Here is a 20716-nt window from a genome sequence, read left to right on the forward strand (position 1 = left end):
TAGTTTATTGAATTTGATAACATTGTTTGAGCTTTAAATAATCATAATAAAAACTGTTCGTATTATAACGTGCGTAGTTACAACTCGACTTAAATAAGGTTTCTTTCTCGTTATAGAACATTTTTACCAAGGTTGTGCCTTGCTTGTCTTGATAAATATCCCATTGTAGATTCGCTGCCATGGGTGACACCACCTCACCTCGCCAAGCGCTGCTGTTGTAGCTATAAGTTTGACGTAAAGGCAAAGGTTGCATCATGTTATGTAGCTCTAAACTGGTCGCCAATGGAATGATGATTTCGGCATGGGCAAAACGTAATACAGCACGATGTGCTTGCTGATGATCTACAATCGCATCGACTTGTTTAAATAAGTCCTGCTTTAGGCCTTGAGCAATTGCACTGGTGACGTTCTTCGATTCGGTAAAACTTGGCCCTTTGCTATAAAAATCATTGGCATCGTTAAATTCAGCATAAAATTTTGCTGCATCTACAGGCATATACTGATCAAAATCAACACCTTTCAATTCAGTTTTCATACCGCCTGATATTGAATATAACTCATAGACATAGGCCGCGGCATCCACAGCACTGGCAATGCTATTTTTACCCTTACCTTTTTCAGTGATGATCTCACCTTTAGGTGAAGTGACGCTATATGAACCTGTATTGCTAAATACATAGCCTGTGCTTCCCAACTTTTGAATAAACTCTGCTTTGAACAATGGATTCAATACACTCTTTGCCACTTGTTCAGCACGACTATTTTTCGCAAGTTCATTTAACTTATTGACCAGATCTACATCCTCTTCTTCAAAATGCTGATAGGCTTGGCTGGCATCGTAAATCGCCTGTTGTTGTGCTGATAAAGGCTGTGCTAAATCTTGCTCTTTATTCAAACTATGAAAATAAAGCTTAAAACGATCCACCCCACCATCTTCAATCGTTGGCACACTACTACTGGCTAAACTGGTGTATGAAATTGGGGTGATGTGTGCCTTTAATTGCGGTTGCTGTTGAATCAATTCAGCAGTAAAAAACTTGGCACTATCTACCGCACGGTCTACACCCGAACTTTGCACTAAAATTGATGCTGGTTGTGTTGATACGGTTTTAAACAGATTTGGTAAGCGTTGTAATAAACGATCAGCAATACCACGATGTTCCTGAATACCTTGCATGGTTTCATTGCCATAGCCAAACTGACGGATGCCATCCACACCATAGCCCAAAAGAATATTGGCTTTCATCATGCTTTCTAAATCTGCCCCCAGCTTTTCGCCTAAAGGTGTGAGTGCATTTTCAGCTTTGGCTTGTTTCCAAAGGTTATACAGCGCTAAATCATATTTAATACTGGATAAACCGCGTGAGCCATGACGTGCAACCAGTTCTGTAAATACAGGCTGAAAGCCTTGCGGAATGGCTTCATATTTTTTGAAATCTTGTTGTGGTTGGTATGGAGTTTTGGTCTGATAATATTTTGATGCAATGCTATTTTCTTGTGGTGTTTTCGATTCTGAGTGATTGTCGTTATTACATGCCGCCAATACAATGCTTGCGCATAACACACTGCTTTTCAATAATATATTCATGGATGATTTGCTTATAGATCAAGAAATGCCATGTATCATAGGCAGTCGCAATGACAATTCGATTACATGACCCAAGCAAAAACTGGAAATAGAATAAGATTTTATTAGTACTAAGTTGCTGCCATTTCAGAGAAATGAATTTGATTTGCAACTTGCGTTAGGTTTAAAGCATATAATTTTCCTAACTCCGCAGGCATGGTTAATAGGTCATCCAGCTTTTGCTGACGTGCCAAACAAGTCAGTAACTTAATCACCCCGCCATGCGTCACAATCAACACCCTATTCCAGCTGTGTTGCTGCATTTGAACATAAATTTCATTAAAACCATGCATGACACGTTGCTGAAATTGATGCAACGACTCCCCATTCGGTGCATGGTATCGAGTCGGATATTGCCAGAAATTAGCCAATAACTCGGGCTCATTTTCATAAATGGTTTGAGTAGACATGCCTTCCCAATCACCAAAATACATTTCCTTGATTTCAGCATCGAGTAGTAAGGGCAATTCGAGTTGTTTGGCTAATGCTGCCGCAAACTTTTGGCAGCGTTGCAAGGGCGAGCTGATAATCACATCCCACTGTACCTGAGTATCAAGATACTGCTGAATGGTGGATTGCATTTGCAACCAACCATGTTCAGTCAAGGCATCATCAAGATGCCCACGCAAAGTATGGCTGAGTGTCGTTTCACCATGCCGCAGTAAATCAAGGTGCAACTTTATCACCGGTCACAGCAGCTTCAGCAAAGGTCGCCATTTGATTATGCAACACGCAAGCCAGTTGCAGCATCGACAATGCAGCCCCTGCACCACTTCCTTCACCAAGACGCAAATTCATGTTTAAAATGGGCTGAGCCTCTAAGGCTTTTAGCACACGCTGATGGCCATACTCAGCCGATTGATGTCCAAACAGCATCCATTCGCGACTGTGGGGTTGAATACGTACCGCACATAAAGCGGCAACCGAACTAATAAAACCATCCACCACGACTGGCAAACCAAGTTGTGCACAACGTATGTATGCACCCGTCATTGCAGCAATTTCCAAACCACCAACAGCAGCCAAGATTTTTAAAGCATCGTCAGCAACAGCTGCTTGATGTCGTTTCACTGCTTGATCAATAACAGAGACCTTATGTTGCAGCTGTTGATTATTAATTCCTGTCCCCACACCCGTCATTTGTACGGCATCTTCATTCAACAATAAACAAGCCAGTGCTGAAGCTGAACAGGTATTACCAATCCCCATTTCACCTGCAATAAAAATATCGGCAGCTTGAGCTTTGGCGCGATCAACACTGTCTTTACCCAGTTGTAATGCCGCCAAGCATTCCTGTTCCGTCATTGCTGCTTGTTGAGCAAAATTGGCTGTACCTGCACGAATGCAATGACGCTCAACCCCTACATAATCATAGGCCTCACCCACTGTACCGCAATCAACAACCTGTAAATGTGCATAATGATGTTTGGCAATCACACTGATGGCTGCACCGCCTGAAGCAAAATTTTGCAGCATTTGACGGGTCACGGCTTGCGGATAAGCCGAAATATTTTCGGCCACAACACCGTGGTCACCCGCAAAAATGGTAATCCAAGGCTGTTGAATCTGTGGATGTACCGTGCCCTGTAAGCTCGCCAATTGAATGGCAAGCTGCTCAAGTTGACCCAAAGCCCCTGTAGGTTTGGTCAATTGCAGTTGACGCTGTTCAGCTTGTTGTTTGGCATCTAAATCTGTTTGCTGTACTACTGCTAAAAACCATTGCGCTTGTTCAGTCATGTTATTTCTCATCTTTTAAAATCATTGGAAAGCCTGCTACACAAAACATGACTTTATTGGCGAGTTGCCCCAAGGTCTGATGCAAACGCCCTGCTTCATCCACAAAACGACGGCTGATTTCCCCCATCGGCACCACTCCAAGCCCAGTTTCATTACTGACCAGAATAATTTGAGATTGTAGTTGTGGTAATACTTCGAATAGTTTTTGCATCTGTTGTTGCTGCAAGGCTAGGTCTTCAGCCAATAACAGATTAGTCAGCCACAAGGTTAAGCAATCGACCAAAATCAGCTGATTGGCTTGATCGCATTGCAAGAGTCGATCTGCCAGATAAATCGGTTCTTCAAGCACTTGCCAATGAGCTGGACGTTGCTGTTGATGATGTGCAATACGTTGCTGCATTTCTGCATCTAAGGCCTGCGCCGTTGCAATATAAATGACGGATAAGCCTGTATCTTTGGCGGTTTGTTCTGCCAAACGACTTTTACCTGAGCGCGCCCCACCTAAAATTAGTTGCAACATATCTAACCTAGTTCAATTTGCTGATAAGGATACAGTAATCCTTGTAAAATCTGTGCCTTATAATAGCCGAAAGTCAGTTTTTTGACCTGAATCTTCATGGTTTTTAACGACAGTTGTTGTATCCGCTGTAATACCCTATCACTTGACCAAGCTTCACCATACAAACCTAAAGTAATATGCGGACAATATTCAAGTGCTGCGATCTCTTCAGATACACGAGCAAATTGCTGACGAATTTGAGTTAGTACACCCTGCTGATCTTTAATCAGTAGAAACAAAGCACTACTAAAGCTATCGATCTGTGTGATTTCAAGCTCAAAAGGTTTGAGCTGTAATGCTTCAACTAGCTTGATCTGCTGCTGTAATTGTTGAATCTGAAAATCATCGTCGTATTGCTTAACGGCAGGCTGCAAGAAACCACACACAAATAAAGTAATGTGATATTGGCGCTGCTGTGCAGGAAGCAATAGATTTGAAAATTGTGCTTGGATTTCATCTAAATATTGAATCAACTCAGGTTGATCAATCTCTATATACCAAAGCCCATAATCTGAACGGCCCTTGTGCCATTCGGGATAATCACGCATTTCAGTTGCAATCAGTTGGGTCTCTGCTTGTAATAACACAACTTCAGCATCATAGATAAAGTTGCGTTATTCAAACATAAACCCAGATAGAAGTTAAGGTACTTTCACCGTGATCATTGCCGCTTATACAGTTAGCGGTTTCAATTCCTCCAACTGTGACATGAATGCATTATCATTGAGTTGCGCCTGAATTCCGTGATAGAGCTGGTTTAATAAGGCTTTCTTCTGATTTTCAGTGATGTCCATATGCTCAATATTGGTCTGGACATGTTTTACAATCTTAATCTCGTCCAGCTCAAGCATTTTCAGCGCATAGGCATAGCCATAAATTGCACCTTGCATTAACTTCTGGTAAGGAAGTTGTTGCTGCACATGAGATTCTAAACTGCCTAAAACACGCTCATTCAGATTGAGTTTTCTAAGCGGATCACGAGCTACACGCTCACATGGATCTTTATAGGCGGCTCGGCAAGAATGCAGAAAACTTTCCGCCATCCGATCCAGTTCTTTGGCTTGGTTGGGAATCATATTAGCCAAACCCAATTTAACTTCGTTGACCACCTGCTCTACATATTTCATGATTTTGGAATCGGCCATGGCGATACCAATGGTTTCATGTCCAAGTGCACTGGCATACCACGCTAACATGGCATGACATCCATTCCATAGTCGATTTTTAATGATTTGAATCTCAGAAATCTGATCCACCAAAATCATTTGGCGCATTTTGCTCAACAATGGACTGCGATTTTCCACGTAAATCGGCATATCCATTTCACTATGGAATAGGATCAAGTCCATATTTTGTAAGAATTGCCCTGTTTGAAACTGCCCACGCATGTCTTCTAAACAATGAGTAATCTGCTGTTCTTGCTTTTCAGTGAGGGCTGTTTCCTCTGTAAGTTCAATCGTTTCTGGATTGAGATCATTTTGATATTGTTTAAATAAATTGTGCTTGATATTGAGCTGACGATATAAGGCTTGATCCGTCAGTTTTGACACCATTCGATTGACCACGGTATCGCAAAAATAATGTTCACTTAAAATATGTTCTGCAATATCTTCATCCGTCATAGAAAGTAAGGCTTCACGGATATGTTTTAAGACCAAATACTTTGCGCACACTTTATTCAGAATAATCAAAAAGGTAATCGGCTCATTGTTGTCTGCATCAGCTGACATAAAACGGGCCAATAGTCCCTTCGCAATCGTTTTCGCCTCGGACTCAATTGCCTGTTCTGGCAAACACAGTGCGATCAGGCTAGATTGCATATACATCTCTAACATCTGCTGTTCATTGTCAGCATCAATCACAGTGAGATTATCAATACGCTCATCATAGGAAGACTGACCATATCGAATACTATAGCTGCCAAAACTGTTCACGGATTCCAAATAAAGACGATTTCGGGTTGATGCCAGAATCCGTTTTGGGCGTGTGTAACCATCCCAATAGGACAAGATCTGTGCTACATATCCCCCACCAATGGCACCAAAGCCATGGATACCAACAGTCAATTGATTACAACTTTGCGGAAATAATTCTTGTAATTGTGGCATACCCATTTCAGGAATATATTGATCCAAAGCATTCAGGCACTCATACATGTCCTGATAGTAAAAATTTGCTTTAGAAAGCATATGATCATTGGGTTCTTTAATATCTTTGAATAAAATCGTGATACCACCAGCATCATAGGCTGAACAAATCCCATTTTCCGAATCTTCAAACATTAGACATTGTTGCGGCTGTAGATTTAGCTTCTGTGCCGCTTTTAAAAAAATTTCTGGATGTGGTTTACCCTTTTCAACTTCATCCCCACAGACCAACAAATCAAAAAATTTATAAACATTAGCATTAATTAAATATTCTTCTGCAATTGCTCGACGACTTGAGGTCGCAACTGCCATTTTTAGACCAGACTTTCTTAAACGTTCTAAAACTTGAACCAAACCTTTTTTAATCGGTACACCATTTTTACGTACAGACTCCAATTCCACCTCATCTGCACGTTTGCGAATGGCAGTATAAGGAACATCTGTACCATAAAACTTTTGTGCCAGTTGCTCCGATGCTTTGGCACTTAAGCCGAGACACTGCATCAAATATTCATCTGAAAACTCCTGTCCAATCAGCTCTTTTGATGCCTGTTTCAATGTCTGGAAGCGCAGGCGCTCGGTATCAAACATTGTTCCATCCATGTCAAAAAGTGCGCCTTGAACAGGATAATCATGAAAAATAAGCATCTTTACTCCTTTATCTATCTTGTTATGACGTTTTATAGGGTACATAAAAAATCCCGTTAAAATCCAAAACGTCAATAAATGAAATAAATTTGATCAAAAAACAAACATAAAGGCACCTCATCATAGCAATATATGACTGAAACAGTCGGAATACTTGCATTATGAGGAAAAAGATGAGTCATTTTTAGCCAAAACCCCTTTTATTCATCAAGTAGCAATGCGGTTTCACCGTCTTTTCGAATCAACATCCAACTAAAATAAAGGCCAATCGATAGGGTTAAGAACAGTAATAAATAGAATGGGAAATGGGTATTAAAACGGTACAGGAATGTACTGAATAAGGGACCAACAATTAAACCTAATGCCTGTGTCGCCGTACAAAAACTTGCCATCTTAACCTGTGACTGTTGTGATACGGCTTGAGCAGCGCCTGTTGTAAATGCAGGTAATAAGCACGCCACAGAAATACCATAAAAAATATAACTGGCCTGAAATACAAAAATTGTAGGTGCGTAGAGTGAAAGTAATAGACCAAAACACATTGTGACTAAACCAATAATCACCAAACTATTTAATTTGAGTTTAAACACTTTCACAATTAAAAGTTGGGTCAGCACCAAACAGACCCCGACAACCAACATGCATTGAGAAAAATAAACTGCACTCTGTTGGCTACTGAGATAAAACTTATCCTGAATATAAAAACCTGCCGTCATATTTAAAGTCACAATTGCAACATAAGTGACAAAACCTAGAATTAACCAGATCAGACTTTGCTTCAGAATTGGCTCATTCGCTCGTGCATTATCTTTATCTTGTTGTGGATTGAATGACTCAGCCTGAACTTGCGGACTTTTACTAAACAGAATGCCGAGTGCAATACTGACTAAGCCAAGTAAAGCCACAGCAATCCACATCGGGAAAAGCAAACCACCAAACAATAAAACTGAGGTTGCAAACGGGCCGACAATCATCCCAAAACTATTCATCGCACCAAACATAGCCATTTGCTTGCTACGATCAGCGGCTTCACTCGCATGTGTCATTACATAGCTTTGCAGACCAATTTGTGGCAAAGCCATAAAAATACCTGTAGAAGCACGACTCAATACCAGTAAGATAAAAATCAATAACGTGGGTAAAATCACTTGTGTTCCAAAATACAGAATCAAGGTGAAAATAGCCCAAGTAAAGGTCATTCCCCAAAAGCCATAATTGACGAGTTGGTTTGGAGATAGCTGACTTTTCTTTTTTGCAATCCAGATCGATGCAATTGCCATACAAATTGCCCCTGCTGAAACAATCACACCACCTTGGAATTCAGATAAATGTAATTGTCGTGTCAATGGGGCAAGTAAAGGGAGAATCATGGAAAAACAAGTTCCATTGATCAAAGCAGCCAGCGCTAAAAACTTTAAATTATTGTTCATCATGAAATTCATCAAAAGAAAAGGCATCTAAACAGATGCCTTTTTGATTAGATTAGTATTTGAGGGTATAGCTCAAACCATAAGTACGGCCTTGTGCAGGCAAGCTAGAAATATCGCCATACACGGTCGAAACTGCTTGGCTATATACAGACTTATAATCTGTATTCCAAACGTTATATACACCAAACCCTAAAGTACCTGGCCCTGCTTTCGCATTAGCAATTACATCCATCACTGCAAAACCTTTAATTTCAGCAGGTGGACGACTGCCATTTTCAATGGCTTCTTTACGCGCTTTGTCTGTACCGCCAATTGCCAAGGTTTGAACACGTAAACCTAGACCATCGTTAAATTGCCAATCTGAATAGATAGTTCCTTTTAACGGTGCAACACGGATGGCATCTAACTCTTGCCATTTACCGCTGGTATTTTTAAATTGACCACGTGTATAAGCCAAAGTACCACCGACATTCCATGCATCAGTCACCGCATACTTCACATTACCTTCTAGGCCATAAACACGTTCATCGGTATCAATCACTTCGATTGCAAAGTTTGGTGGACCAAATTTCAAAGATTTATCCGACTTGTTATAGAACGCAGTAAGCCCTGTGGTTAGAGCATTGTCTTGTAGACGCCAACCTAGCTCAAAACTATTCACTTTAATTGGATCAATGGTTTGATTACTTACGACAAAGTTTGCTGGAACGTCTCTGAGCATACGTTGTACATCTGGCAAGTTTGCACTTTGAGAGAAATTGGCAAAGACTTGTTGAGCATCTGTTAAATGATAAACAGCACCTAAGTTAAATAAAGTCGCATCATGCTTGACCGACCCGCCTTTTAACGTCTTAGGGTTATATCCTGGGACGAAATCTGCAACCATCGCTTCAGAATAAGGAATAGAATCCTGCACTTGGCTATCAATTCGTTCATGGCGCACGCCTGCTTGTAGGTTTAAGCGTTCACTGACTTCAAATTGGCTCTGTAAGAAGAAACCGAGCTTCTCAGTATCCACATCTGGGCCAAAACCATAATTATTTAATGGTTTAAACTTCAAGCCATTGCTACCAATAAAAGTATTCAAATCATAAAGCTGTGCGGTTTGCTTGCCTTTTTCTTTGTCATAATCGACACCATAAGTGAGATGTAATGCACGATCTGCAAGATTTAATTTGCTTTGTAAAGCTAAACGCGCACCAAATACATCAATATCAGTCTCAGACTGGGTAACAATATAGTTTCCAGGTTTAAGCTCTGAGTGTGCTAAATAGTTTGCACTTGGATAAAACCGACCTTTTTCAGTACGATAGTAAGCTTCTGCATTTAAAGTCTGGCCAAAGAAATCTTGGTTTTCATATTGCGCATTTACAGCTGCACGTTTTGTTCTTGGCTGACTGTCTAGTTCTAAACCTTTAACTGCTTTCTGGCTTGGTTTTGCACCTCTAAGTAAAACAGCTAAGCCTGGTCCATAGTCTGCACCATAGTCACTGTCTTGTTCATCGTTATAATATTGTGCACCAACGCTAATGCTTTGCTTATCGGCAAACTGCCATCCCAAGCGACCATTGACATCGATGGTTTCCGTATCTTGACGGTCAGTCTGAGCAACTTCAGGTCCAATTCGATCACCATGACTGTCTTGAATCTCACCGCGTTTGGTATAGCTTGCCCCGAGGAAACCATTCCAGTCCCCTTGTTTAAATGCAGCAGATTGATATGCTTCATAAGCCAAGGCATCATTTTTAAAGTTATCGCCTGAAGTTACACCGAGTTTTGATTCAAAATGAACACCCTCGGTCGACCCTTTTTTAGTAATGATATTGATGATCCCACCCGTTGCGCCAGAACCATAAATACTACTTGCACCAGAGACCACTTCAACACGCTCAATCATATCTGGGCTAATACTATTTAATTGACGTGAACTATCACGTGAACCTGTTTGTGGTACACCATCAATCATATACTGGACTGTACGGCCACGCATGGTCATTCCATAGTTACTGGTTGTACCAGAACTTGGTGTTAGCGATGGAACAAGTAAACCTAAAATATCTGCTGTACTTTTACCCGCAGCGGCTTGTTTTGCAATATCTTCTTGTTCAATGCGATACACCGTACCTGCAATTTCAGCAATACTTTGTGCTGAACGCGAGGCTGTTACTACAATAGGTGCAAGTTGGGTTGGTTTCTGACTTGTTACAGCAGCAGTCGTTTGAACAGATGCATCTGTTTCAACTGTTTGAGCATATAGCTGAGTACTGATTGCTAAGCTTAACAGCGTTAATGATGTCGAAAGTGAACGTACTTTCATAAATTACCCCTAGGTGAGTTGTTCCGTTTGTTTTGCTTTGAGGATTAACACTTGGCTGAGCAAGACGCTCAACACAGATGCTGCTGCGAGAATGAGATAGAAATTTCCATAACCAAATGCTTTGGCCAAGAAACCAGACATTGCACCGCCAATGAAATAAACCAAGAGTTCAAAACAGACCAAAATAGTGAAGTCTGTTCCAGCTTGTTCCTTAGAGCTGGTATGCATGAAGTGCGCATATAAAGCAGTCATCGCGATATAACGAATCGCCAAAATAACCACAACAAATAGCCCCAATAACATGTGCCACTGATTAAACCAGCTGAGTAAGACCGCGATGCCCAGTAAGGCATAGACCAAACTGCGTGCCCAACCAGCCCAAATCAGTAATTGTGTTGCTGCAATTTTTTTTAACAGGAATGCGGCTGTTACTGCTGCCAATAAACCAATGCCCGCGCCAATCACAGACATCAGTACACCAATCTCTGCCAATGACCATTTTTGATCAATCAACATCGGATTCAGCATGGCCATTGCTGGCGCTTCGACTACGCGATAACAGACAATCAAAGCCAAGGCCCATAGCATCTCAGGGCGCTTAAAGGCTCGAATCAGGCTCGGCGCTTGTTTGGCAATTTTTTCAGTATTGGTTTTTTCTTTAATTTGAAACACTGCCAGCATGGTGAATGCTGTCATTGCAGCTAAACAAATCAGCGCTGTTTGCCAACCATACAATTGATAAAGCCACAAAGTTGCAGCACCACCAATCATACTGCCCAGTGCCACACCAATACTTTGTGCCATACTGCCTAATCGGTATTCAGATTCAGAAAAGGTTTCAACGGTATAACCATCAATCGCAATATCTTGGGTTGCGGCAAAGGTTGAAATCCATAAACCGACAATAACAAATACACTTAGACCATAATCGAATTGAGTCAAAGCCAAGGCAACAACACCTAATACCAAGGCTATTTGAGTGAATAAAAGCCAAGTTTTGCGTTTTCCAAGTGCCTTAAAATAAAAACGATCAATTAAGGGTGCCCAAAAAAACTTAAATGCCCATGGGATATACAGCAGCGACAACATGCCAATCCAGCGTAGATCAACCCCTTGATGACGCAAAATCGCAGGTAAGGCAACATTGTAAAAATACAGCGGTAATGCATGTGCAAGGTACAACACCACCACCACAGATAAGCTCAGTGCAGAGACTGTTTTGATTGGAAAATCTTGGTCAGGTTTTATTTGTTGATTCATAAGTACCTCTGCATCGCCCATTGCACGGCAGCGGTCTTTTGTAAACTGACAAAATAAGGAACATGCCAAGCTTTTTGCAAAGCTGGCGTGTCTAATCGAATACGATCTGCCTCATCTTGGGCAATTCGGGCAAGGCCTAAACAATACTGGTAAAAATCTTGTTTATATTGTTTGTACCATTGCCCCTGAATCACCCGATATTCTTCTGGAAATTCAGTGTTTGGCTCGGTTTGCATAATCAGCACAAAACTTCTTTTTTGTTCGAAATATTGTTGAATATGCATTAACCATTGCTCAAATTCTGCCACTGAGACATGCGCGGCAAAGCGCATGTCCAAGATGTGCATCTCATTGATATATAGGCTCATGTAACACTCAGGATTTTGGCTGGCTGATTGGCTAGCTGTTGTTGTGACGTTTGGTAATATTCACCAAACTTGTTATAAAAAGTTTCTCTAAAGCAGTAATACAACATTGCCGTTTTTTCTGGCATAGGAATTAAACGTTGAGTTTCGTAGCAGAGTTCTGCAACCACAGCGGCATAAGGTTTAACCGTATGATCAGGCTCACCCACAATTTTCTTGGCTTGTGAATGTTCAAAAATATAGAAGCTGAGCAAACGAATGGTTGGACGTAAAAAGCCCTTACCAAACACAGATTTATCACCAAATAGCAAATGCCAACCGAGATCATTGTCATCACCTTCGTAATAACGACCTAAACGATCACGCTTACCTTCATAGATCTCGGTATAGCCCACATCTTTGCCATCCACACCCACAATCAATAAACGTTGATGGTCATCCGCCAGCATCTTGTCGAAGTAAACCTGTAAATCCAGTTCTGACTTATTCAATTGCCACTGTGGAATGACATGTGGCTCATGCATCCATTGATGTAGCAAAGGAATATCTTGTGGGTATTGCACTTGGCGTAAGTAGTATTGTGTGCCATCTTCGTGGTATTCAAAATAATCTGGTAATTGCTGAGAAATAGTTTTCATATCGAACCTTTATAAATTTAGAAAAAGACTTAACCCGCTTTAGATTCAGCTTGTTGAACTGACCATTCAGCCAATGTTTCAGGGCTAACTGGATTTGCAATTGGATCAAGGAAAACAGGCACAGGACGCTCTGCTTCATCGTTATAACTGGTGGTAAATAAACGAACACGGTTTAAACAAATTTTGGTGTACGTTGGGCGCAGCATGGCAAATTTTTCAGCTCGTTCAGCCAGTTCTGGATGTTGTTGGTTAAACGCAACAATGGTGTTGGAAATGGTCTGCCAGAAATCGAGTTCTGAATATTCTGGATAATCTTGTAAGAACACATTACAGATATAACGGTAATGCACCATGAACAGCCCAGTGAAAATGAAATGACTTAAATCTGTTGCTTCATGACGTAATAACAAACCGCCTTCAGATGGCAATTGAGCCAATTCAGGGAAATCTTCATCCACTAAATTGATGTCATCAATGAAGTCTTTTAATACCAAGGCTTTTGGCACACCATTTTCATGTACCAACATGGTATTTTCGCCATGCGGTGAAAAAGCCAAGCCGTAGCGATACAGGCAAAGCAGTAACGGACTGAGGCAGACTTGAGCAAATTGTGCTAACCAAGCCAGAGGACTCAAACCAGACGCTTGAATCAGTACACTTAGGATCGATTGACCTGAAATATCTCGGTGTAATAGTGCTGCTTGAGAAAGCACTTGTTGTGATGGATCAACATAGCGATCGACACTTTCACGCCACAAGCAACCAAACAATTCTTTAAATTGATAAGGTGCACCTTCAATTCGGTCAAAACAAGGTTGGTGAATGGTTAAGCTCGCCACTTCACCCAAGAAAATCACGCCAGTTTTTTGTAAGTCTTGATCTTGCTGATGGATTTGCTTTAACCACGCGGTTACAGCTGGGGCTGCAAGATTACGTTTTGATGGGAGTCCACGATAAACAGCGGTATTGAAAATACTAACAGGCAGTTTAATGTAATGACGTTGTAGGTTTGATGTGTTGCATAATGTCCGAATAGACTGCATTGGCACATAGCTGTCTTGGCTAATGTTCAGCTCAATAATTTTTTGGTCAACAATTTCATTGGCATAAGTTGGAACCAGCCATTGATGCCATTGCCAAGCATGTACAGGAATCAAAAAGTAATTTTGCGGATCTAAATTCTTTTCTTTCAAAATTTGGATGAACTGTTGCAGCTCATTAGCATCAAATTCATGTTGATATAAACCACAAGCATCCCACTGCTTTGTACTACGGAACTCAGCCAAATCACGATGTACGGCCAACCATAATACTTTGACTTCTGGTGATAGCTCTGGTGCAGCACTTAAATAATCGTCATAACCAAAGCCCATGCGGCCTTTGCTCATAATCAACCAAGGGTGGCCACGTAGCATGCCTTCAACTTTATAGTGCGGTTCAGTCAGCACGGCTGTGCTTGGTAAACGCGCTTCATTAAATAAATGCGCTTCTGCCAACCAAGTATTATTCATTTCCTTAATCAAATACGCTTTGGTGAATGGCTTTACGTTTGCCTTGTCAGACATTGCGACAATAAACTCATGTAAATTCCAAGCAGGCTGATCACTGTGCTGACCGTTGCTTACATCACGTACTGAGCCTTCCTGAATATTCCAGTGTCCAAGCAAATATGGGTGGCCTTGGAATTCATAATGACGATTGCCTAAATCTAACTGATAACGTCCTGTTGATAAGGCTTTAACTTCAATAATTTCTTCATATAGAAACTCTGCAATCGCCATTTCAATGAGACGCTGTCCAGCGGCACGCCATTGCTGCTGATTAATTTTTAAAGTTGCAAAGTTCATATCAATTTCTCATAAGTTGAATGTACAGACACAGTTTGTGTACGTGTATTTGCACAACGACTACCTGCATGCGTTGTAATCGTGCTCTGTTCTGTTTTCTTTAAAATAGACTGGTTTTGGCTCACAGCTTTTTCAGAAACACCCTCGACTGAAAGTGCTTGGTCATCTGCCATTTGGATTTTAGGATTCTGATTGAGCTCAAAATGCTGGAAGGTCTGCGCCTGCTGATCGAGTTCATAAAGCGACTCACCAAGCAACTGGTTAATAATCGTCGCTGCACGATAAGCGCCAAGCCCTAAGTCTGGTGTACCAACCCCATGGCTATGCATTTCCTGATTCTGGACAAAAATATGACCATTTAGATGATGTACAACACGATAGTCTTCAGTGATTTGCCAACGCTGTTTATGATCAAATTCAATATAAGGTTTCAGCAACTGCATAAAACCAAAATCAGGGGTAAAGTAACCTGTTGCAGCAACCAGGAAATCACAATCTAAATGGAAAGCCTGTGTCGTGGCACGATGTTGGAAATGCAGTCGAATTTTTTGCGTATCTAAGACTTCTGCATCTTTCAAATCACATTGGCTATGTAAATGTGTCTGCAAACTTTGACCCGCAATGCTACGGTGATAAAGTTTTTGATAGATTTCACGGATGGTCTTTGCACTAATGCCCTTGTATAACAAAGACTGCTGCTGCAATTGTTGCTCTTTCTTTTCAGCTGGCAAAGCATAAAAATGCTGTGCATAGTCTGGGCTAAAATGTTCCAGCCCCAATGGTGCATATTCCATTGGAAAGAAGCCCTGAGAACGAGTAAACCAGTGTAGGTCGAACTGATGATTGGCTGTATCTTGCTGCTCATCAAACAGATCAATAAAGACTTCAGCCGCGGATTGCCCTGAACCAAGTACCACAACATCGCCGTGTAAATCTGTATCAGCATGCGTCATATATTGTGCAGAATGCAGACATTTTTGTGGTTGCTGTTGCTGCACTTTGGCCAAGCAGTCAGGCAAGTAAGGTACATTACCGCTTCCGATTACCAGATGACGGCATAAATAACTGTGCTGAACACCCTCCGATTCCACCACAACTTTAAAACCAATGGTTTGAGGCTCGATCTTCAAAACACGAGTTTGATATTCGATACAATCAAGTTGTTCTGCAACCCATTGACAGTAATGGTTATACTCACAACGTGGAATATGCGGCTGTTCTAAAAAGTAAAATTTATATAAACGTTGCTGATGACGCAGATAATTCAAAAAGCTAAATGGGCTGGTTGGATCAACCATTGAGACCAGATCCGCCATAAACGGCACTTGCAATACCGTATTGGGTAACTGCATTCCTGCATGCCAGTCAAACTGGGCTTTCTGCTCAAAAATTGCATAGTTCAGTGTGCTTTTATTATGCAGCAGGCTGGCCAGACTCAGATTGAATGGCCCTAGACCAATTCCAATAAAATCAAGCATAACTGACATCCTTCTGTGAAATACGCAGCGGATTTGGCAGTTCTACATAGACAGATTGGTTCTCAACAGGCGCAATCAACTCATCTAATTCATGTAAACGTGTGAGCAAATTACCTTTATAAGGCAAGGTTGCATTGAACAATAATCCCTGTAATAAAGTACTATCTGGATATTGCTGCAATTGTTCCTGCAAGAAACTTGTTAGATGCCCAAGTAATTCATCTTCAGTAATATAGCCTGTTGCACCAATCGCATTGATAATGCCGAACAAGGTATTGCCAAAGAAATAATAACTAAAACGTTCATCCACGAAATCTTTAGGCCCGACGGCAAACGCTTTTTCTTTCAGCTCAGGCAGCGCTTGCAGAATTTCAGTGGCGAACTCTTCGATATAATAAAAACCTTGGTTATCACGTAGCCATAAGCTTTTTGGGAAATGATTCTCTAGTTCCAACAGCACATTTTGCTGATGCGATTCAAATGCCATACCATGGCGATGATAGACATACATCAACGGTTGCAAACTGACTTCGAGAAAACGATTAAACCAATCCAAAGCAATTTCTGAGAAATCGGTTTCATGATGTGCTTTTGCAATTTTTGCGAATAAAGCATTAAAACGATTTAGAGGTTTATTTGGATGATCCTGACATAAGGATGCAATACAAGTGACTTGCTGTTGAGGATGGAATGGCTGATCGCGGAAAATACAGATACTTTCGTTCACCACCTCATCATCAATTTTCAAAGCAATCCATGCTGGATCATTCACTGCTTTTAAGCTTGGGCAATGCTTTAAAATATTCTGACCAAATTCACTGTGCCATAGACGATGAGTGAGTTCACCACGGTGGCATTCTTTCGCTAAATTGACTCGAATAGAGTTGGTAATCATCACCGAAAGCGATGGTTTTACCATCCACGGCGCATTAAAACTCGCAAGTGTTCGGATCGAAGTGGTTGGAGAAAATTGCCAGCCTCGTAAGCCAACATCAATTAACTGTCCCGTTTGTTTTAAACGTTCAAACCAAGGCTTACTTTGCAAATAGCGGGCTTGCCAAGGATGTAATGGGAGTAATTTATATGCTGTGTGGGTCTTGAGCAGATTGAGATCATTTTCAGACAAATACCACTGTAACGCTGTTTTTAATTGAGCTGAAATACTTTCATCCGTAGCGCTGCCTTCTGAGATATAGTCCTGATGAACCAGCCAATAATGTAGTTGCGTCTTGCCTTTATGTTCAGGTGAAAACTTTAACCAGTCTTCATGTACAAAACCTGTTCTACTTTTCGGCGCTGGATGCATGCTATGCCCTAGAATCAGTGCCTGTTCGGTTTCAATAAAATTCTGGCCTGCTTTTACCAAGTCGTCGAAATCAGCTTCACGCTGTGCTAAAAACTGTTGTAATGCATCACGGCTCTGAATCCACTTCTCCAGCAAAGAAGCTGCATCTAATGGAATAGAGGACTCAAAAACCAATTCCTCAAGCAATAGCCCGACGATTGCAACTGTACTAAATGATTTGATTTGTCCATGGATAATAATTTGTGGAAGATCTGCTAAACGATGTCGCCCGACTCGACTGACATAAGATAAAGGGAAATTACATTGCGCTTGAATAGAATGGATAGGGATTGATAACAGCGTCAAACCTTGGCTAAACGCTTGTTGTTGTGGACTTTGCTGACTGTTATCTAGCAAGTGACCTTTGCCAGTTTCTTGCGTATATGCATTGACGAAATGTTGCATCGCCAACCGATTGGCAAGTGATTGCATCTGACGGTATCCTCTTTCAAGAGAGTTAATTTGTTTTTCGAAATGTTTTAGGCCTGAAACACATCTTAAGCACAAGGGAGTTTGCGATTAAGATAGAACTAATGATAATTATTATCATTTACTATTTCAATTCCATAAAAGAACCTGAAAAATGCGATCTAATTTATTGAATTAATTTGTTTTAAATATTAATTTAGCTTAATAAAGATACAAAAAGATAATAATAATTCTCATTAAATAAAATGATAACTTTTTAATTGCTAATTGCTTTTGTAGATTCTTAAAAAATTAAATATAACAATAATTTATAAAAAACATTGTCTGTAAAAATTATTTTTCTAGTCTAAAACATCAAAAAAATCAGCACTCAGTAATTTTGCGAGGTCCTGTGGATTAAGACCAATATCCAATCCCCGTTTCCCACCACTGACATAAATTTTATTGAATGTTTTCGCCGTCGCATCAATGACCGTCTTTAGACGTTTTTTTTGTCCTAATGGACTAATCCCCCCGACAAGATAACCGGTCAAGCGCTCCGCATCTTTAGGATTGGCCATTTGTAGTTTCTTACAGCCTACTGCTGTCGCCACTTTTTTTAGATTAAGTTGATGGTGCACAGGTAAGATTGCAATGAAATAATTCTTTTCATCGGTCACCATTAAGGTTTTAAAAACTTCTTCCACCTTTAAGTTGAGTTTTTCTGCAGCTTCTAACCCGAAACTTTTTGTATTCACATCATGTTCATATTCATGAATAGAAAATTGTATTTTATTTTTTTCCAATAGTTTACAAGCAGGTGTCATAACAATTCTGTATTTTTGTCTAATGTTGGTCGTGTGATAAGTGTAGCATTTTTAAATAAACGTTTAAATTTGCTTAGGCTATTTTTGATATAAATCTATTCTTGATAAATACTCTAACAACCTCATATATTGGCTAACGGTGAAATAAACAGGCTCAATGGTTATATGAGTTATAAGCATAATAATTTGATGGCGATGCGTCAGAATTATTGGAATGATGAATCATCCAGCACAGTACAAGCTGAAAAACAATTTCTCAGAGAGATACTTGTTAAAGAAGGCGTTTTCAAAGATGCGACTTTAGACGACACCAAGTATTTTTTCTTTACGCTGCCAAGTATTATTATCGTTAAAGCGTATGCAGTTGGGTTTCACCACAGTCAAGTAAAACAGATGCTAGTGAAACATATTCACAGCAATCGTGCTGCGTTGATGAGGAAATCTTCACTTAAGATTCAGTTTAAAATTTAGAACATTTGTATTGTAAATAGCAAATTTCTACTTAGGCTATTTTTATGAAGATACCCTATTGCACAAATTTAGACTGATAATTCAAGAGATTGAACTATTTTAATACGTTCAAAAGCGGTAATATCCGCTACAATTCAAGTCTCGGCTTTCAACCCTCCGATTTCAGCATAGGACTTTTCTTTCATGTCAGATCAGAACGATAAGCTTAAGAATCTAAAAACCTCATCGGTGGATCGTCGCTTATCTATTGCAAAAGCTTCTCTACTTGCTGGAACACGCTGGGCGACAGCAAGTGCCACTTCTATATTCTCGAGCGAAGAAGAAAAAGAGAAGAAACGAAAAAAGGCCATGGCTGAGCAGGCACACTATTTAGTTTCTGAAATTGGTAAATTAAAAGGTTCAATTGTTAAGATTGGACAAATGATGGCTTTATACGGTGAACATTTTTTACCTGAAGAAATCACACAAGCATTAAATACCCTCAACAACCAAACCGTTGCCCTAGCTTGGCCTGCAATTAAAACGCACTTACAAGATCAATTGGGCTCTAAACTCGATGAACTTACGATTGATCATGAGCCAATTGGAACAGCATCACTTGCTCAAGTACATCGTGCTACACGTAAGTCAGATGGTTTAGAGCTGGTCCTAAAAATACAGTATCCTGGTGTTGCTGAAGCCATTGATTCTGACATGAATCTGTTTAAGAACATGCTGAAACTGACACGTATGGTGCCTCAAACCCGTGAGTTTGATCAGTGGTTCGATGAAGTTCGTGAGATGATGCATCGTGAAGTCGATTATGGCATTGAGGCGGCAACCACACGTCGTTTTGCTGAACGCTTGAAAGATGATCCGCGTTATGTAGTACCTGAAATTATTGAGGAATTTTGCGCTGAAAAAGTGTTGTGTATGACCTTTGAGCGTGGCGTACCAGTCAATAGTCCAGTGATGCTTTCCCTGCCCCAAGAGCGTCGCAACCAACTCGGTGAAGCGTCTTTAGAAATTGCGGTACGTGAGCTATTTGAATGGGGTGAAATGCAGACCGACCCGAATTTTGGTAATTACTTGGTTCGTTTAGGCAATGGTGATGACGTTAAAGATAAAATTGTGCTCCTCGATTTTGGTGCGATTCGACAATTCGACAATAACTTGCTCACCGTTGCACGCAATTTGATCCATGCGGGTTATGACCATGATAAGAATGCGATGGTCAATGCCATGACAGGTTATGAATTCTTTGATGCCATGCCTGAAAATGTTAAACCAGGTATGGCAGATGTTTTCCTGATTGCAACAGAAGCATTTAGCTGCCCGAGTAACAATCCTGATATGCCAGCTGGTATTATGGATGATCAGGACCGTTATGACTGGAAAAAGAGCCAATTGCATAATCGAGTGATGCAACAAGCTGGTCAATCAATGGCTTCACGCTATTTCTCGGTTCCACCTAAAGAGTTTATGTTCATTAGCCGTAAATTTATTGGTGCTTATACTTTTATGACCGTGATTGATGCGAAAACCAATGTAAGGAAAATGATTCCGCAGTTTGCTGAATAAATTACTCAATTAAGTATCTGGATAAGCTGTTCAATTTTTTGAACAGCTTTTT

At 40.6% G+C, this 20716-nt stretch carries 17 protein-coding genes; 2 read left to right on the top strand and 15 right to left on the bottom strand.

Annotated elements, in window-relative coordinates:
* Positions 1–4: 4 nt before the first annotated feature.
* The 15 genes from A7P54_RS06835 to ybaK all read right to left on the bottom strand — a co-directional run bounded on the left by A7P54_RS06835 (position 5) and on the right by ybaK (position 18633).
* Entirely contained in the window at positions 5–1588 is a 1584-nt protein-coding gene (locus tag A7P54_RS06835; protein WP_171549090.1) for a histidine-type phosphatase, read from the bottom strand.
* A 110-nt stretch (positions 1589–1698) separates the two neighbouring features.
* Complete coding sequence (locus A7P54_RS06840; protein ID WP_171549212.1) at positions 1699–2304, bottom strand: histidine phosphatase family protein; 606 nt, start codon at positions 2302–2304, stop codon at positions 1699–1701.
* On the bottom strand, positions 2294–3364 hold the full coding sequence (gene cobT / locus A7P54_RS06845; RefSeq protein WP_171549091.1) for a nicotinate-nucleotide--dimethylbenzimidazole phosphoribosyltransferase: 1071 nt from the start codon (positions 3362–3364) through the stop codon (positions 2294–2296). Before cobT ends, A7P54_RS06840 begins: the two co-directional genes overlap by 11 nt.
* A gap of 1 nt (position 3365) precedes the next feature.
* Positions 3366–3884 carry a bifunctional adenosylcobinamide kinase/adenosylcobinamide-phosphate guanylyltransferase gene (gene cobU / locus A7P54_RS06850; RefSeq protein ID WP_004807306.1) on the bottom strand — a complete coding sequence of 173 codons (519 nt, stop codon included), beginning with the start codon at positions 3882–3884 and terminating at the stop codon, positions 3366–3368.
* A gap of 2 nt (positions 3885–3886) precedes the next feature.
* Positions 3887–4510 (bottom strand): 2'-5' RNA ligase family protein, encoded by a 624-nt coding sequence (locus A7P54_RS06855; protein ID WP_171549092.1) that lies wholly within the window; start codon positions 4508–4510, stop codon positions 3887–3889.
* 84 nt (positions 4511–4594) lie between these two features.
* The gene (mtlD, locus tag A7P54_RS06860) at positions 4595–6718 is read right to left on the bottom strand and encodes a bifunctional mannitol-1-phosphate dehydrogenase/phosphatase (protein WP_171549093.1); all 2124 of its coding nucleotides are present in this window, start codon (positions 6716–6718) and stop codon (positions 4595–4597) included.
* 200 nt (positions 6719–6918) lie between these two features.
* On the bottom strand, positions 6919–8175 hold the full coding sequence (locus A7P54_RS06865; protein WP_289846858.1) for an MFS transporter: 1257 nt from the start codon (positions 8173–8175) through the stop codon (positions 6919–6921).
* A 25-nt stretch (positions 8176–8200) separates the two neighbouring features.
* Positions 8201–10465, bottom strand: coding sequence for a TonB-dependent receptor (locus tag A7P54_RS06870; protein WP_171549095.1), 2265 nt, complete (start codon positions 10463–10465; stop codon positions 8201–8203).
* A 9-nt stretch (positions 10466–10474) separates the two neighbouring features.
* The gene (locus A7P54_RS06875) at positions 10475–11725 is read right to left on the bottom strand and encodes an MFS transporter (protein ID WP_171549096.1); all 1251 of its coding nucleotides are present in this window, start codon (positions 11723–11725) and stop codon (positions 10475–10477) included.
* Entirely contained in the window at positions 11722–12093 is a 372-nt protein-coding gene (locus tag A7P54_RS06880) for a hypothetical protein (protein ID WP_171549097.1), read from the bottom strand. Before A7P54_RS06880 ends, A7P54_RS06875 begins: the two co-directional genes overlap by 4 nt.
* Positions 12090–12728: an acinetoferrin biosynthesis acetyltransferase AcbD gene (gene acbD, locus A7P54_RS06885; protein ID WP_004807319.1), complete on the bottom strand. Its 639-nt coding sequence runs from the start codon at positions 12726–12728 to the stop codon at positions 12090–12092. Before acbD ends, A7P54_RS06880 begins: the two co-directional genes overlap by 4 nt.
* Positions 12729–12757: 29 nt before the next feature.
* Positions 12758–14575, bottom strand: coding sequence for an IucA/IucC family protein (locus tag A7P54_RS06890; protein WP_171549098.1), 1818 nt, complete (start codon positions 14573–14575; stop codon positions 12758–12760).
* The gene (locus tag A7P54_RS06895; protein WP_171549099.1) at positions 14572–16053 is read right to left on the bottom strand and encodes a SidA/IucD/PvdA family monooxygenase; all 1482 of its coding nucleotides are present in this window, start codon (positions 16051–16053) and stop codon (positions 14572–14574) included. Before A7P54_RS06895 ends, A7P54_RS06890 begins: the two co-directional genes overlap by 4 nt.
* Positions 16046–17830 (bottom strand): IucA/IucC family protein, encoded by a 1785-nt coding sequence (locus A7P54_RS06900; protein ID WP_171549100.1) that lies wholly within the window; start codon positions 17828–17830, stop codon positions 16046–16048. The genes A7P54_RS06895 and A7P54_RS06900 overlap by 8 nt, the downstream gene beginning before the upstream one ends.
* Positions 17831–18168: 338 nt before the next feature.
* The gene (gene ybaK, locus A7P54_RS06905; protein ID WP_171549101.1) at positions 18169–18633 is read right to left on the bottom strand and encodes a Cys-tRNA(Pro) deacylase; all 465 of its coding nucleotides are present in this window, start codon (positions 18631–18633) and stop codon (positions 18169–18171) included.
* 165 nt (positions 18634–18798) lie between these two features.
* Here ybaK and A7P54_RS06910 point away from each other — a divergent pair, with 165 nt between their 5' ends.
* Positions 18799–19104: a hypothetical protein gene (locus A7P54_RS06910; RefSeq protein WP_171549102.1), complete on the top strand. Its 306-nt coding sequence runs from the start codon at positions 18799–18801 to the stop codon at positions 19102–19104.
* Between the two features lie 183 nt (positions 19105–19287).
* Positions 19288–20664 carry an AarF/ABC1/UbiB kinase family protein gene (locus A7P54_RS06915; RefSeq protein WP_171549103.1) on the top strand — a complete coding sequence of 459 codons (1377 nt, stop codon included), beginning with the start codon at positions 19288–19290 and terminating at the stop codon, positions 20662–20664.
* Positions 20665–20716: the final 52 nt, after the last annotated feature.

Source organism: Acinetobacter sp. Ac_3412 (assembly GCF_013072675.1).
Taxonomy (GTDB): Bacteria; Pseudomonadota; Gammaproteobacteria; order Pseudomonadales; family Moraxellaceae; genus Acinetobacter; species Acinetobacter higginsii.